The organism is Streptococcus sp. 1621 (assembly GCF_013276615.1).
Lineage (GTDB): Bacteria > Bacillota > Bacilli > Lactobacillales > Streptococcaceae > Streptococcus.
Window position 1 is genome coordinate 1 of the sequence record NZ_VMLJ01000010.1, and the last position, 14,514, is coordinate 14,514.

Consider the following 14,514-nt stretch of genomic DNA (forward strand, 5'->3'; position numbering starts at 1 on the left):
ACACCGGTGGCAACACTAACACCAGTGTGACACCACCAGCTCGTAGCCGAAGAAGTGTAGGCTTTGCTGGTGGCACTCAATCGAGTCAAGAGAAACAGGTTGATAAATCCGTCTTAAGAGATTTGATTCAAGACTTGGAAACTCGTTTGAAAGACTTGGATGGTATTGATCAATCTGTCATCGACGCTGCGAAGATCATTCTCGGGGAGGGTCAAGCAGCCCTTAGAAATACTGACTTGACAGAGGCAGGATTGAGAGAGATTACTGCCAAGGTCAAAGAAGCACTCGAATCCTTGAAAGGCAAGCAAGCGACTAAGGATGAAGAAGAAACGAAAGAAACAAGCAAAGAACAAGGTCATCTTCCATACGGTACCATGATTGGCAGCCTGCTCGCCCTTCTTGGTCTCCTTCTCTTCCTCATCGCTCGTCGCAAGAAAGAGTCAGAACTCAAGAAATTGACCAAGGAATTGACTAAGGTTCTGCAAGAAAGCGACCTTACAAGTGTAGATGTCAAAGTCCTCGACCAAGCAAGAGAAGCTCTCGCTCAAGCAGTTGCTTTCCTAGCCAATGAGAAAGAGTCTGACCACACAGAAGATGAGTTGATTGAGAAACTCAAAGCTATTCTTACTCAGTTAAGATAAGCAAAGTTTAGACGAGTTGGAAACTAGCTAGAATAGTGATTGAAAGAATGTTGGAAAAACTCAATTTGAGGTGAACATTCAGAAAATCTTTCTCTGATAAAACGCATAATATCAAGCTTTTTAAGGCAAGGTATTATGCGTTTTTATCATTTTGAAACTTTTTGTTCCATCCTTTTTGTGATATTTTTCCCTCATTTCACAAACATTTCATATTTGGGTTTTATAATAAGCTATAGTCCAGTTTTTACTATACTTTGATATTCAAATATGTTATACTATGATTATCAAAGTAAATGAAAGGGGTTACGAACATGACGCCAGAAGAAATGTACCTGACAGATCGATTGGATGTACAGATAGCTCATTTTTTAAAGAAAAGCGTTCAACATCGTAGGCGCTATAAGGTATTAAAAATAACAGAAATCGTGGCAGGTTTTCTCATAGCGGTCTTTTGTGCTATTCCTATGCCAGGTGATCGCTACCGTTTGATTTCGGTTGCCTTGTCCAGTTTAGGCTTGCTGTGTGAAGGGATTCTCAATCTGTATAATGCAAAGGAACACTGGATTTCTTACCAAAAGACTGCGCAACTCCTGGAGAGAGAAAAATTCCTTTATCAATGCCAAACGGAGAAATATGCAGGAAAAACCAAGGCTTTTGCCCTATTTGTCAAGACATGCGAAAGTCTTATCTCAGAGGAAATCAACCAGTGGGAAAGTATCCAGTCAAAAGAAGTGGCAGCTAGTGCAGAAGCTCCAGGGAAAAAAGAGTAGGAGGTGGAGGAAATGTTTCAATCCAGTTACCTATTGCCCTTGCTCTGGTTAAAAAAAGAGGCTAATAAAGAAGAGATGAGCGCAACCCAGTGCCAGATATTTTTCTTTTATTATCAACTGTTTGAACTCTTATTTGCTAGAGAAAGCGACTTGAGAGACTTATGTCTGGGAAGGCAAGGTTTTTATTTCTCGCAGTTAGAGAAAGATTTGCTTTCTGGAGTTTCCCAATTTCTAAAAAACTTGGAGGGAAAAGGAACTCTCAAGGCTAACCAAGAAGTATCAGCTCGCAAAGCCCTTTTTCTAGCCTTGACAACTAGCCAGTCAGATTGGCAGGCTTTGGCTCCTGTTTTTGATTTTTATCAGTCTGTAGGGAGACTTGAACATCCTTCTCTCTTGAGTTCTCAGGACAGACAATATCTGATGTGGATTTACCAGTCAGCTTTGGAGAAGGATTATAGTGTCAAGGTAATTGGCGACAAGCATTTTGTATTGAAGAGACAAGATGCTACTAAATTGACAGGGCGCCAAACTCAAACTTTGGAAATTCTGAGCCAATCAGAAGACTTGGTCAATCCTGTCTATGTTACATTAGGAGAAAAGGGGGTGCTCTTGCTTGATTAAGAGAGGAGATGTTGTAGCTCTTTATTTGCCTTTTCCGACTATTAGTAGCGATTTGGCTGTGAAGAACCATATGTATATCTGTATTGACAACAGCATGACTAAAAACAAAGAGTTGGTTAAAAATCAGACCTTCAAACCAGCTCTCTTGACCAGACGTTTGGTCAAGAACTTTATGATAGAAGAGCCGGATTTAGCTCGTAATCCTTTTACAAGACCAACCTTGATTGACTTAGATAAGGTATTTATGTTGGATAATACGGTCATTCCGACTTCTTATCTAGCCAGACGGCGACGCAATGTCTCAAAAGAATTGTACGAGGAAATTTTGGATCACTTAGTCCAACCACGGCTGATTTCGCTGAACAAGTCTGAGTTTATGCAACTCAATCCAGGAACTTATTAGGAGGTAGAAGATGACAAATAAAGCAGTAAATGACTTTATACTAGCTATGGATTATGATAAAAAGAAACTCTTGACCCATCAGGGAGAGAGTATTGAAAATCGTTTCATCAAAGAGGGGAATCAGCTACCCGATGAGTTTGTTGTTATCGAAAGAAAGAAGCGGAGCTTGTCGACAAACACAAGTGATATTTCCGTGACGGCTACCAACGATAGTCGCCTCTATCCTGGAGCGCTTCTCGTAGTGGATGAGACCTTGTTAGAGAATAATCCCACTCTTCTTGCGGTCGATCGTGCCCCAATGACTTATAGTATTGATTTGCCTGGTTTGGCAAGTAATGATAGCTTTCTCCAAGTGGAAGATCCCAGCAATTCAAGTGTTCGCGGAGCGGTAAACGACTTGTTGGCTAAGTGGCATCAAGATTATGGTCAGGTCAATAATGTCCCAGCTAGAATGCAGTATGAAAAAATCACGGCTCACAGCATGGAACAACTCAAGGTCAAGTTTGGTTCTGACTTTGAAAAGACAGGGAATTCTCTTGATATTGATTTTAACTCTGTCCATTCGGGCGAAAAGCAGATTCAGATTGTTAATTTTAAGCAGATTTATTATACAGTTAGCGTAGATGCTGTTAAAAATCCAGGAGATGTGTTTCAAGATACTGTAACGGTAGAGGATTTGAGGCAGAGAGGAATTTCTGCAGAGCGTCCTTTGGTCTATATTTCGAGTGTTGCTTATGGGCGTCAGGTTTATCTCAAGTTGGAAACCACGAGTAAGAGTGATGAAGTCGAGGCTGCTTTTGAAGCTTTGATAAAAGGAGTCAAGGTAGCTCCTCAGACAGAGTGGAAGCAGATTTTGGACAATACAGAAGTGAAGGCGGTTATTTTAGGGGGCGACCCAAGTTCGGGTGCCCGAGTTGTAACAGGCAAGGTGGATATGGTAGAGGACTTGATTCAAGAAGGCAGTCGCTTTACAGCAGATCACCCAGGCTTGCCGATTTCCTATACAACTTCTTTTTTACGGGACAATGTAGTTGCGACCTTTCAAAACAGTACAGACTATGTTGAGACTAAGGTGACAGCTTACAGAAACGGAGATTTACTCTTGGATCATAGTGGTGCCTATGTTGCCCAATATTACATTACTTGGGATGAATTATCCTATGATCATCAAGGTAAGGAAGTCTTGACTCCTAAGGCTTGGGACAGAAATGGGCAGGATTTGACGGCTCACTTTACCACTAGTATTCCTTTAAAAGGGAATGTTCGCAATCTCTCTATCAAAATTAGAGAGTGTACCGGACTTGCTTGGGAATGGTGGCGTACGGTTTATGAAAAAACCGATTTGCCACTAGTGCGTAAGCGGACGATTTCTATTTGGGGAACAACTCTTTATCCTCAGGTAGAAGATAAGGTAGAAAATGACTAGGAGAGAAGAATGCTTGCGACAAAAAGAGGCGATGATCTCTCTGCGAATATCTGAAAGTTTATCTCTTGCCTAGCGATTTCCATTGGAGTATGATCGTGATGTTAAAATGAGGCTATCAAACAGTGGCTGTAAGAAAAAGTAAAAAGGGTAGTGAAACTCTTTGCTATACAGGGAATTAGCTACCTTTTGCTTGTTTTAGAAGTGCCGTTGTACTAGTCTAACTTCAGTATCATGTGAAATCAAAAAGAGCATACATTTCTGTTTCAGGAACACATAAATTATGGTTTTGTTTAGAAATTCTTCTATTGATTTCTTAGAATACAATAGCACCTATAAGAACTGTTGAATTTCAATTTCAAAGTATTTACTTGAACTATGATATGTCTGGAGTAGACTGTCAACAAAAGGTGCAGTATGATTGTTTTTGTTGCTTATATCTACAAACTCAAAACAGTAGTTTGAGCTGACTTTGTCAAACTTTCGATTTGCAGATAATATTCTAGTTTTTTTGAATGTTGATAATGATGGAAAGGCAAGGCTATCTTGGCAACCGAAGTGCTCTCCTAGCTGTATTTGCTAATAAAATCCATTTCCTCTAGTGAAAATCAAAAAAACTTGTGTTATAATAAGAAAGATTAAAATGTGAAAAAAGGAGATTCCTAATGGGACGTAAATGGGCCAATATCGTAGCCAAGAAAACGGCTAAAGATGGAGCTAACTCTAAAGTATATGCAAAATTTGGTGTAGAAATCTATGTAGCAGCTAAAAAAGGTGATCCAGATCCAGAATCAAACACTGCTTTGAAATTCGTTATCGACCGTGCTAAACAAGCCCAAGTGCCAAAACACGTTATTGATAAAGCGATTGATAAAGCCAAAGGAAACACAGACGAAACCTTTACAGAAGGACGTTACGAAGGTTTTGGACCAAACGGTTCTATGCTGATTGTTGATACTTTGACTTCAAACGTTAACCGTACAGCGGCTAATGTCCGTGCAGCCTTTGGTAAAAACGGAGGAAACATGGGTGCTTCTGGTTCAGTTTCTTACCTCTTTGACAACAAGGGAGTTATCGTATTTGCTGGTGAAGATGCCGATTCAGTCTTTGAGCAATTGCTAGAAGCAGATGTGGATGTGGATGATGTAGAAGCAGAAGAAGGCACAATCACAGTTTACACAGCGCCAACTGACCTTCACAAGGCTATCGTTGCCCTTCGTGAGTCAGGTGTCGAAGAATTCCAAGTGACTGAATTGGAAATGATTCCTCAGTCAGAAGTGGAATTGTCAGGCGCTGACCTTGAAACCTTTGAAAAACTTTACAGCGTTCTTGAAGATGACGAAGACGTACAAAAGATCTATACAAACGTAGACGGGTTCTAATTTAACCTAGAGAACATGATCCTAAGTGAAAAAATCACTTGGGATTTTTTGAATCAAGAAAATAGTTCTCTAGGAAACTTTTTCTTGACATCTTTTCTGAAAATGATAAAATAGTTCTCATGAAAACTTATTTAGTTCCTAGGAGAACTAAATGTGATAGTTAGAAAGGAGTTAGTATGGATAAACCGATGTTAGTCTTTAAGCGTTTTGGTCATCAGATTCACCTGATGGTGCAAAAGGAAGCCAAACGTTGTGGTATTGAATTTATGGGTGGGCCTCAAGGTCAGGTGGTGCGTTTTTTGGATAATCGTGAGAAAAACCAAGACTTGGTCTTGATTAAAGATATCGAGCAGGAACTCAATATTACCAAGTCTGTTGCTAGTAATTTGGTCAAGCGTATGGTGCAAAATGGTTTGGTGGAATTGGAGGCGAGTCCTGTCGATAAGCGGGCCAAGTTTGTACGTTTGACGGACAAATCGCGTTCTCAAATGCAGCAGGTTAAGGCATTCTTTGAACGCATTGACAAGCAGTTGGTAGAAGACGTAGATGAAGATGAATTACTGATTTTTGAGAAGGTCCTTGCTCAACTACAGGAAAATATCAAGAGAATAGGAGGAGAGAATGAAGAAATTAGCCAAACGAATTAGTGGAAAAGAATGGGGGATTGTTTTTCTAGCCATTCTCTTTACCTGCTTTCAAGTTTATCTAGAGTTGGAAGTGCCAACCTATATCTCGAAAATTACGGATTTACTAGGAACTCAGGGTAGCAACTTAGATGAGTTATGGCAGCCAGCAAGCATGATGGTGGGAATGTCCTTTCTGGCCTTCTTGTCCGCAGTTGCAGTTGGATTTTTTGCGTCTAGAGTGGCTGCTTCTTATACTAGTAGGCTAAGAAGTGATATTTTTAATCGAGTTTTAGACTACTCGCAGACAGAGATTAAGAAATTCTCTATCCCTAGTCTCTTAACTCGTACGACCAATGATATTACCCAAGTTCAGATGTTGATTACCATGGGCTTGCAAGTGGTTACGCGTGGTCCGATTATGGCTATCTGGGCCATCGGGAAGATTTTAGGCCATTCAGAATACTGGCTCTGGGCCATTCTTGTGGCAGTGATTGTCAACGTTTTGATGACGATCGTTTTGGTGACGCTAGCCTTTCCAAAACAGTCCTTGATTCAGGGGCTGACAGATAAACTGAACAGTATCACTCGTGAAAGTTTAATAGGTATTCGCATCGTTCGTGCCTACAATGCAGAGGATTACCAAAATGAAAAATTTGCAGCAGCAAATGATGAATTGACACGCTTGAATTTGTTTGTTAATCGTCTTATGGCCATTTTGAATCCCATCATGATGGGGATTTCAAGTGGTTTGAGTGTGGCGATTTACTGGATTGGGGCCTATGTAATCAACGATGCTGCTCCGACGGAGCGTCTGCCTCTCTTTAGTGACATGGTTGTTTTCATGTCTTATGCTATGCAGGTTGTCATGGGCTTCCTTCTCACGGGGGCGCTCTTCATCGTTCTTCCCCGAACTATAGTCTCTGCTAAGCGGATCAATCAAGTTTTAGATTTGCATTCTTCTATCCAAAACCCTGCTCAAGTGCAGCTGGCTGATGAAAACCTCAAAGGTCAGGTCGAATTTAAGGATGTGACCTTCCGCTATGCGGCAAATTCGGAGGCAGTTATCGAGCATGTTAGCTTTAGAGCAGAAGCTGGTCAAACAGTGGCCTTTATTGGGTCAACAGGTTCTGGTAAATCAACTCTGGTCAATCTGATTCCACGTTTCTACGATGTGTCAGACGGAGAAATTCTGGTGGACGGTGTCAATGTTCAAGGCTATGCCTTAGAGGATTTGCGCAACAAGGTTGGTTATATTCCTCAGAAAGCGGTTCTCTTTTCAGGTGATGTTAAGGGCAATTTAGACTTTGGACGGAGTCAAGAAACACCGCTTAGTGAGCAGGCTATGTGGCAAGCTTTGGAATTGGCCCAGTCTAGGAACTTTATCGAAGACAAGGAAGCGGGCTTAGCGTCAGAAGTGGCCCAAGGAGGAACCAACTTCTCAGGTGGTCAAAGACAGCGTCTGGCCATTGCGCGTGCCTTAGCTCGGAAGCCAGAAATCCTCATCTTTGATGACTCCTTCTCAGCCTTGGACTACAAGACAGACCGTGTCCTACGCCAAGAGCTAGCAGAGAAAACCAAGTCTATGACCAAGCTTATCGTTGCACAACGCATTTCAACGATTATGGATGCAGATTTGATTTTGGTCTTGGATCAAGGAAAAGTCGTGGGACAAGGCACCCACAAGGAACTTCTAGCTAATAACGAAGTTTACCAAGAAATTGCCTATTCACAACTATCGAAGGAGGAATTGGAACATGGAAAATAAGAAAATGTCTCTTTGGAAACAGAGTAAACCCTATCTTGCAGGCCTCCAGTTTGCCCTTCTGATCGCCTTTCTAGCAACAATCCTATCCAATATCATTACTGTATATGGTCCAACCCGCATCAAGGAAATGACTAATATTATTGCCAGTGGTCTAGAAACAAGTGTGGATGTCGCGGCGGTTGCAGCTATTGGTGGTTTTTTGGCCGTGATTTATGTGATCGGACTTCTATCAAATTATTTACAGGCCTTTCTGTTTACAACAGCTATTCAACGTTTTTCAGAGCGTTTGAGAAGAGCGATTGCAGAGAAAATCAATAGCCTACCATTGGGATATTTTGATGGCCACTCTCAGGGGGATACTTTGTCTCGTGTAACCAATGATGTTGACACTGCAGCCCAGTCCCTTAATCAAAGTCTGGGAACAGTTCTTTCATCTAGTTTACTGGTCTTGGCAGTCTTGGTAACCATGTTTGGGATGAACTGGATTTTAGCCTTGGTGACGGTTGTTTCAACTCTTGTTGGCTTTGCTTTCGTGTCTGTCTTTATGGGCAAATCCCAGGGCTTCTTTAAGAGTCAGCAACAGGATTTGGCAGCTGTCAATGGTTATGTGGAAGAAATGTACTCTGGCCATAATGTGGTGACCAGTTACAATGCCATCGAGAGCACCAAAGAAGAATTTGCAACATTAAATCATCGTCTGTATGATAGTATCTGGAAATCTCAGTTTATTTCAGGGATTATGATGCCGATTATGATGTTTATTGGGAACTTCAGCTATGCCTTGGTGATTATCGTTGGTGCAGCCTTGGCCTTAAATGGACACATCAGTATCGGGATTATCGTTGCCTTTATGGCCTACGTTCGTATCTTTTCTCAGCCCCTTTCACAAATTGCCCAAGGGATTACTAGTTTGCAGCAGGCTAGTGCAGCCATGGGACGTGTCTTCGAATTCCTAGCTGAAGAGGAAATGGGAGACGAATCCCATAGAGAAAGACAATTGAGCGATATGAAAGGTCAAGTGGTCTTTGATCGAGTTTCCTTTGGTTATACACCAGAGCGAACTATTATCCATGACTTTTCTGCGACAGCTCATGCAGGTCAAAAGGTTGCGATTGTCGGACCGACTGGAGCTGGTAAGACAACCATTGTCAATCTTTTGATGAAGTTTTATGAGATTGATAAGGGAAGTATCCGCATCGATGGTGTAGATACCAAAGAGATGAAGCGTTCGGAAGTACATGATGCCTTTTCAATGGTCTTGCAGGATACTTGGCTCTTTGAAGGGACCATTCGCGACAATCTCATCTATAACCAAAAGGGGATTAGTGATGAGCGCGTGATTGAAGCCAGCAAGGCTGTAGGGATTCACCACTTTATCATGACCCTACCAGATGGTTACGATACCGTCTTGGATGATACAGTAACCTTGTCTGTCGGGCAAAAACAACTCTTGACCATTGCTCGTGCTTTGCTGAAAGATGCACCGCTCCTAATTCTGGATGAGGCGACTTCTTCTGTTGATACCCGTACAGAGGAATTGATTCAGAAAGCCATGGATCGTTTGATGGAGGGAAGAACTTCCTTTGTCATCGCCCACCGCTTGTCAACTATCCGAAATGCTGACTTGATCCTTGTCATGAAAGATGGCAATATCATCGAGCAAGGCAATCATGATGAGCTAATGGCGCAAGCTGGCTTCTACGCTGACCTCTACAACAGTCAGTTTACAGAAGACGAAGCAGAAGAATAAACCGAAAGAAGGCTTGACGGCCTTCTTTTTCTGCACTATACTAGAAGATAAGTGTTTCCCTGCAAGCAAAATTTGAGTAAGTAATGAGAAAATATATGAAAAATTATCAAGAATGGTATGACCACATTGCTGGTAACATTGGAAATAAGCCCTTTCTTCTGAGCTTGTTAAGAACTTTCAATCGGTTCATGACGGTGGTTATGCCTATGATTTATCTAACCTTGTTAGCAATTACCTATCTCCAAGAAGGACTTGGGAAACAGGTCGGAATCTATTTGTTTATCCCTGCATCAGGTTTTGTGATTTTGTCCCTTCTCCGTAAGAAAATCAATGCCCCTAGGCCTTATGAGGAATGGGCTATTAAACCCTTGCTTGACAGAGATAGTCCTGGTCAGTCTATGCCTAGTCGTCATGTCTTTTCAGCAACCATTATCTCCATGGCTTGCTTACATGCTAGTTTATCTGTAGGGGGGATCTTGTTGGTCTTTTCAGCCCTCCTCGGTCTCGTGAGAGTCTTAGGTGGAGTGCATTTTCCCAAGGATGTAGTAGTTGGTTATATTTGTGCTCTTGTGTGGGGTGTGCTTTTCTTTCTATTTTGACCTGTAAGTTAATACTCAATGAAAATCAAAGAGCAAACTAGGAAGCTAGCCGCAAGCTGTACTTGAGTACGGTAAGGCGACGCTGACGTGGTTTGAATTTGATTTTCGAAGAGTATAAGGCGGTCCTAGAACCACTTACGTGCCTAAAGTAACCACTTGCTTTTTTGCTCTTGTTTTCTTATTTTAGCTTTGATATAGTAGAGTCAGAAAGGAGATGGAATGAAGTTACGAATCGAAATTGACAGCAATTTAGAGGAAACTGAAATTGTCATCAAGGCAGCGGCTTTGACAGATGAGATTGCGGATTTACAGCGGCTCTTGCAAGAGTCCAAGTCTCCTCGGTTGATTTTTTACAAGGGAACAGGTGAATATTATCTGGACTTATCGGAAATTCTCTTCTTTGAGACAGAAGGTAGCAAGATTTATGCCCATACCCAGAAAGATGCCTACGAAGTTCGGCTCAAACTCTATGAGTTAGAGTCTATCCTTCCTCGCTATTTTAGTCGGGTATCCAAGTCAACTATTGCTAATATCCGTCAGGTTTACTCGGTGGACAAGTCCTTTTCAGGAACGGGCACCATTTCCTTTTATCAGACCCACAAGGAGGTTCATGTCTCACGACATTACCAATCCCTCCTAAAAGAAAATCTAAGAAACATGAGGTAAGAAGATGAAAAAGAAAGCATTTGGTATTCTGTTGCTTATTTTGGCGGCTTTAATATTATTACAAGGGAATTTTGGAATCCCTTCTCTTGGAGGGCATATTTGGCCCTTGCTTGGTATTGCATTTTTTGCCTATCAATCAGTTGAAGCTTTGCTTCGTCGTCATCTGACATCAGCAGTTTTTACAACTTTTGTAGCTCTCATGATTGCTAATCATTTTTATGACATTTTACCGATTCCAAATCAGTCATTGTTCTGGGCTAGTATTTTAATCGTAATGGGTGTCAGCGCACTCACTCATTCTAACAGGACTTGGAACGGGAAAAAATGGTGGTATGATGGTAAAAAGACCATTCTAACAGATAAGGAAGTTGCTTTTGGAAGTGGGACTTTCTACAAGCAAGACCAAGAATTGGTAGAAGACCAAGTTGAAGTTGGTTTTGGGAATGCCAAGATATATTATGACAATGCAGAGATGTTAGGTGATTTTGCTACTCTGGATATCGAAGTTGGTTTTGGCAATGCAGTTATCTATGTTCCCCAACATTGGAGAGTTGATTTGAAGGTGGAAACTTTCTGTGGTGTAGCCAAGGCAGATGCCCCTCTAGCCCCAACCAGCAAAACCTTGATTATCCGTGGAGATGTGGCCTTTGGGAAGTTGGGAATTGTCTACGTTAAATAAAAAAATCTTCACTTCAACCATCAAAATAGACGTACTAAGAGTAGGAAATTGATGCCTTGCTCTGATTTCCGTTCTATTGTTGTTAGACTTTAAAAAATGAAATGTTGCCTTTAAAAGTTGTATATTTTTCGATATTTTGGCTCTTACGTTTGATGTATCTATGTCCTACAGCGTGGATGATGTAGTGTCAAATGTTTTAAAAAAATGAATGATATTGGACAGTTTTTTTGGCCTCTAATTGCTCAGGAGCTATGAAAGCAAGCGCTTGGGTTTATGACAAGGGAGAATGGTATTATGTAAGTTCTTCTGGTTCCATGCTAGCGAATGATTGGGTCAAAGACAATGGCAAGTGGTATTATCTGGCTTCATCAGGTAAGATGCTTCGTAATACCTACACACCAGATGGTTACTACGTTGGTAACTCAGGCGCCTGGCAATAAGAATAATACTCTTCGAAAATCTCTTCAAACCACGTCAGCGTCATCTACAACCTCAAAGCNNTCCTAGTTTGCTCTAGTATAAGAAGTCCTTTTCCTTAAAGGAAGAGGCTTTTTACTTGCTTTTCTGCTGCTTCCTCATTTGTCCTAAAGCCTTTTTTGTGTTAAAATGAATGGTATGAAAGCTAAAAAAATGTGGATGGCAGGTCTGGCTCTGCTTGGTATTGGGAGCCTTGCCCTTGCTACGAAAAAAATTGCAGATGACCATAAGCTCATGAAGACTCAGGAAGAGTTGACAGCGATTGTACGAGACCATTTTTCAGACATGGGGGAAATTGCGACCCTCTATGTTCAAGTCTATGAAAGCAGTCTAGAGAGCTTGGTTGGTGGCGTCATTTTTGAGGATGGCCGTCATTATACCTTTGTCTATGAAAATGAAGACCTAGTCTATGAGGAGGAAGTCTTATGATACAACCAGCAAGTTTAGAAGAATTAGCATCTTTAGTAGAAAAAGATGGCAAGAAGGTCTTTCTTTTTGTGGCGGACTGGTGTGGCGATTGTCGTTATATCTATCCTGCCTTGCCAGAAATTGAGGAAACCAATCCAGAGTTCACCTTTATTCGGGTGGACCGAGACCAGTATATGGATTTGGCTAAACTCTGAGATGTTTATGGAATTCCTAGCCTTGTTGTTCTAGAAAAGGACAAGGAAATTGGTCGTTTTGTTAATCGCGACCGTAAAAGTAAGCAACAAATTAACGACTTTTTAGCAGGACTGAAATAGGAGAAAAAGAAAACAATGATTTTTACATACAACAAAGAACATGTCGGTGATGTCCTTATGGTCATCGTGAAAAATAGCGGAGATGCCAAACTGGATGTAGAACGCAAAGGCAAGGTAGCCCGTGTTTTTCTCAAAGATAATGGGGAAACAGTGGCTTGGAATATTTTTGAAGTTTCAAGTTTATTTGAAATTGCAGAGTTCGGTCAAGTCTTTTTGACAGATGAGCAAGTCGCTCGTTTGAACCAAGAATTACAAACGGAAGGTTTTACAGAAGAAATTGTTAATGATAAGGAACCTAAGTTTGTTGTTGGTGAGATTGTCGAGATGGTAGCCCATCCAGATAGTGACCACCTCAACATCTGCCAAGTTGCAGTATCAAGTGACAAGACTGTACAAATCGTTGCAGGGGCTCCTAATGCGCGTCTTGGGTTGAAAACCATTGTGGCTCTTCCTGGAGCTATGATGCCCAAAGGCAATCTTATTTTCCCAGGCGAACTTCGTGGTGAAAAGAGTTTTGGCATGATGTGCAGTCCTCGTGAATTGCATCTGCCAAATGCTCCGCAAAAACGTGGTATTATTGAATTATCAGAAGACCAAGTTGTTGGAACTCCATTTGATCCAGCTAAACACTGGACTGCCTAAGAAGTTGTTAATATCTGATAGACCAGATAGAAGGAAATAAGATGGCAAAAAATGTAGTGATTACAGGGGCGACATCAGGAATTGGTGAAGCGATTGCGCGTGCTTATCTGGAGCAGGGTGAGAATGTCGTTCTAACTGGACGACGGATAGACAGACTAGAAACCCTCAAGTCGGAGTTTGCAGAGACCTTCCCAAATCAAACAGTTTGGGCTTTTCCGCTAGATGTCACGGATATGAACATGGTAAAGGCTGTCTGCTCTGATATTATAGAAACGATAGGGAAGATTGATATTCTGGTCAACAATGCCGGTCTGGCTCTTGGCTTGGCTCCCTATCAAGACTATGAAGAGTTGGATATGTTGACCATGCTGGATACCAATGTCAAAGGTTTGATGGCAGTTACTCGCTCTTTCTTGCCAGCAATGGTAAAAGCCAATCAAGGACATATCATCAACATGGGGTCAACCGCAGGAATCTACGCCTATGCTGGTGCAGCTGTTTACTCAGCCACCAAGGCAGCGGTTAAGACCTTTTCAGATGGGCTGCGAATTGATACCATCGCAACGGATATCAAGGTGACAACCATTCAGCCTGGAATTGTCGAAACAGATTTTTCTACAGTGCGTTTTCACGGTGATAAAGAGCGGGCTGCGTCCGTTTACCAAGGAATCGAAGCCTTGCAAGCTCAGGATATTGCAGACACAGTAGTCTATGTGACCAGTCAACCTCGTCGTGTGCAGATTACAGATATGACCATTATGGCAAATCAACAGGCGACAGGTTTTATGGTTCATAAAAAGTAAAAAAATTCCTCGAAAAGTTACAAATTTCTGTAACTTTTTTTGATTTCCTGCGAATAGATAAGTAGGAGGAAGAAAATATGTATAATAAAGTTATCATGATTGGACGTTTGACGTCTACACCAGAATTGCACAAAACCAGCAATGACAAGTCAGTAGCGCGAGCAACTATCGCTGTGAACCGTCGTTACAAAGACCAAAACGGTGAACGTGAAGCAGATTTTGTCAATATGGTCCTATGGGGCAGACTAGCAGAAAGCTTGGCCAGCTACGCAACTAAAGGTAGTCTCATTTCAGTGGATGGGGAATTGCGTACACGTCGTTTTGAGAAAAATGGTCAAATGAACTATGTGTCTGAAGTACTTGTCTCAGGATTCCAACTCTTGGAAAGTCGTGCCCAACGTGCCATGCGTGAAAATAATGCAGGCCAAGATTTGGCGGACTTGGTCTTGGAAGAGGAAGAATTACCATTTTAAACATTGAAAAGTCTGAGTTGCTCTCAGGCTTTTTTATACTGTCTAAATGTG

The 14,514-nt window shown here is 41.6% G+C and carries 15 protein-coding genes and 3 pseudogenes; all 18 read left to right on the forward strand.

Annotated features, from left to right (window positions below; translation table 11 throughout):
• Positions 1-641, forward strand: a pseudogene (locus tag HT697_RS01995) (hypothetical protein); the annotation flags it as partial.
• A 311-nt stretch (positions 642-952) separates the two neighbouring features.
• Positions 953-1,411 carry a DUF4231 domain-containing protein gene (locus HT697_RS02000; protein WP_173261958.1) on the forward strand — a complete coding sequence of 153 codons (459 nt, stop codon included), beginning with the start codon at positions 953-955 and terminating at the stop codon, positions 1,409-1,411.
• Between the two features lie 12 nt (positions 1,412-1,423).
• Positions 1,424-2,032 (forward strand): hypothetical protein, encoded by a 609-nt coding sequence (locus tag HT697_RS02005; RefSeq protein WP_173261961.1) that lies wholly within the window; start codon positions 1,424-1,426, stop codon positions 2,030-2,032.
• Positions 2,025-2,435, forward strand: a complete 411-nt coding sequence (locus HT697_RS02010; protein ID WP_240149830.1) for a hypothetical protein — start codon at positions 2,025-2,027, stop codon at positions 2,433-2,435. The genes HT697_RS02005 and HT697_RS02010 overlap by 8 nt, the downstream gene beginning before the upstream one ends.
• Before the next feature lie 10 nt (positions 2,436-2,445).
• Entirely contained in the window at positions 2,446-3,861 is a 1,416-nt protein-coding gene (gene ply, locus HT697_RS02015) for a cholesterol-dependent cytolysin pneumolysin (protein ID WP_173261964.1), read from the forward strand.
• 662 nt (positions 3,862-4,523) lie between these two features.
• Complete coding sequence (locus HT697_RS02020; protein ID WP_173261967.1) at positions 4,524-5,240, forward strand: YebC/PmpR family DNA-binding transcriptional regulator; 717 nt, start codon at positions 4,524-4,526, stop codon at positions 5,238-5,240.
• A 176-nt stretch (positions 5,241-5,416) separates the two neighbouring features.
• A complete protein-coding gene (locus HT697_RS02025; protein ID WP_173261970.1) occupies positions 5,417-5,887 on the forward strand; it encodes a MarR family winged helix-turn-helix transcriptional regulator in 471 nt (156 codons plus the stop codon).
• Positions 5,862-7,631, forward strand: coding sequence for an ABC transporter ATP-binding protein (locus tag HT697_RS02030; protein ID WP_173261973.1), 1,770 nt, complete (start codon positions 5,862-5,864; stop codon positions 7,629-7,631). Before HT697_RS02025 ends, HT697_RS02030 begins: the two co-directional genes overlap by 26 nt.
• Complete coding sequence (locus tag HT697_RS02035) at positions 7,621-9,381, forward strand: ABC transporter ATP-binding protein (protein ID WP_173261978.1); 1,761 nt, start codon at positions 7,621-7,623, stop codon at positions 9,379-9,381. The genes HT697_RS02030 and HT697_RS02035 overlap by 11 nt, the downstream gene beginning before the upstream one ends.
• Positions 9,382-9,476: 95 nt before the next feature.
• Entirely contained in the window at positions 9,477-9,980 is a 504-nt protein-coding gene (locus HT697_RS02040; RefSeq protein ID WP_173261981.1) for a phosphatase PAP2 family protein, read from the forward strand.
• Between the two features lie 219 nt (positions 9,981-10,199).
• Entirely contained in the window at positions 10,200-10,646 is a 447-nt protein-coding gene (locus HT697_RS02045; protein ID WP_000776607.1) for a LytTR family DNA-binding domain-containing protein, read from the forward strand.
• A 4-nt stretch (positions 10,647-10,650) separates the two neighbouring features.
• Entirely contained in the window at positions 10,651-11,325 is a 675-nt protein-coding gene (locus tag HT697_RS02050) for a hypothetical protein (RefSeq protein ID WP_173261984.1), read from the forward strand.
• A gap of 224 nt (positions 11,326-11,549) precedes the next feature.
• A pseudogene (locus HT697_RS02055) lies at positions 11,550-11,765 on the forward strand (N-acetylmuramoyl-L-alanine amidase family protein); the annotation flags it as partial.
• Between the two features lie 166 nt (positions 11,766-11,931).
• Positions 11,932-12,231 carry a DUF4651 domain-containing protein gene (locus HT697_RS02060; protein WP_173261988.1) on the forward strand — a complete coding sequence of 100 codons (300 nt, stop codon included), beginning with the start codon at positions 11,932-11,934 and terminating at the stop codon, positions 12,229-12,231.
• Positions 12,228-12,545, forward strand: a pseudogene (locus HT697_RS02065) (thioredoxin family protein). Before HT697_RS02060 ends, HT697_RS02065 begins: the two are co-directional and overlap by 4 nt.
• A 15-nt stretch (positions 12,546-12,560) precedes the next feature.
• Positions 12,561-13,187, forward strand: a complete 627-nt coding sequence (gene ytpR, locus HT697_RS02070) for a YtpR family tRNA-binding protein (protein ID WP_173261991.1) — start codon at positions 12,561-12,563, stop codon at positions 13,185-13,187.
• A 41-nt stretch (positions 13,188-13,228) separates the two neighbouring features.
• Complete coding sequence (locus HT697_RS02075) at positions 13,229-13,990, forward strand: SDR family NAD(P)-dependent oxidoreductase (protein WP_173253407.1); 762 nt, start codon at positions 13,229-13,231, stop codon at positions 13,988-13,990.
• 77 nt (positions 13,991-14,067) lie between these two features.
• The gene (locus tag HT697_RS02080; protein ID WP_049531577.1) at positions 14,068-14,463 is read left to right on the forward strand and encodes a single-stranded DNA-binding protein; all 396 of its coding nucleotides are present in this window, start codon (positions 14,068-14,070) and stop codon (positions 14,461-14,463) included.
• Positions 14,464-14,514 lie beyond the last annotated feature (51 nt).

Excerpts from the sequence above, each read along its gene's own strand:
- HT697_RS02025 (WP_173261970.1), top strand. The coding sequence starts at position 5,417 with ATGGATAAACCGATGTTAGTCTTTAAGCGTTTTGGTCATCAGATTCAC.
- HT697_RS02080 (WP_049531577.1), top strand. The coding sequence starts at position 14,068 with ATGTATAATAAAGTTATCATGATTGGACGTTTGACGTCTACACCAGAA.
- HT697_RS02045 (WP_000776607.1), top strand. The coding sequence starts at position 10,200 with ATGAAGTTACGAATCGAAATTGACAGCAATTTAGAGGAAACTGAAATT.
- HT697_RS02075 (WP_173253407.1), top strand. The coding sequence starts at position 13,229 with ATGGCAAAAAATGTAGTGATTACAGGGGCGACATCAGGAATTGGTGAA.
- HT697_RS02030 (WP_173261973.1), top strand. The coding sequence starts at position 5,862 with ATGAAGAAATTAGCCAAACGAATTAGTGGAAAAGAATGGGGGATTGTT.
- ytpR (WP_173261991.1), top strand. The coding sequence starts at position 12,561 with ATGATTTTTACATACAACAAAGAACATGTCGGTGATGTCCTTATGGTC.
- HT697_RS02000 (WP_173261958.1), top strand. The coding sequence starts at position 953 with ATGACGCCAGAAGAAATGTACCTGACAGATCGATTGGATGTACAGATA.
- HT697_RS02035 (WP_173261978.1), top strand. The coding sequence starts at position 7,621 with ATGGAAAATAAGAAAATGTCTCTTTGGAAACAGAGTAAACCCTATCTT.
- HT697_RS02040 (WP_173261981.1), top strand. The coding sequence starts at position 9,477 with ATGAAAAATTATCAAGAATGGTATGACCACATTGCTGGTAACATTGGA.
- HT697_RS02020 (WP_173261967.1), top strand. The coding sequence starts at position 4,524 with ATGGGACGTAAATGGGCCAATATCGTAGCCAAGAAAACGGCTAAAGAT.
- HT697_RS02060 (WP_173261988.1), top strand. The coding sequence starts at position 11,932 with ATGAATGGTATGAAAGCTAAAAAAATGTGGATGGCAGGTCTGGCTCTG.
- ply (WP_173261964.1), top strand. The coding sequence starts at position 2,446 with ATGACAAATAAAGCAGTAAATGACTTTATACTAGCTATGGATTATGAT.
- HT697_RS02050 (WP_173261984.1), top strand. The coding sequence starts at position 10,651 with ATGAAAAAGAAAGCATTTGGTATTCTGTTGCTTATTTTGGCGGCTTTA.
- HT697_RS02005 (WP_173261961.1), top strand. The coding sequence starts at position 1,424 with ATGTTTCAATCCAGTTACCTATTGCCCTTGCTCTGGTTAAAAAAAGAG.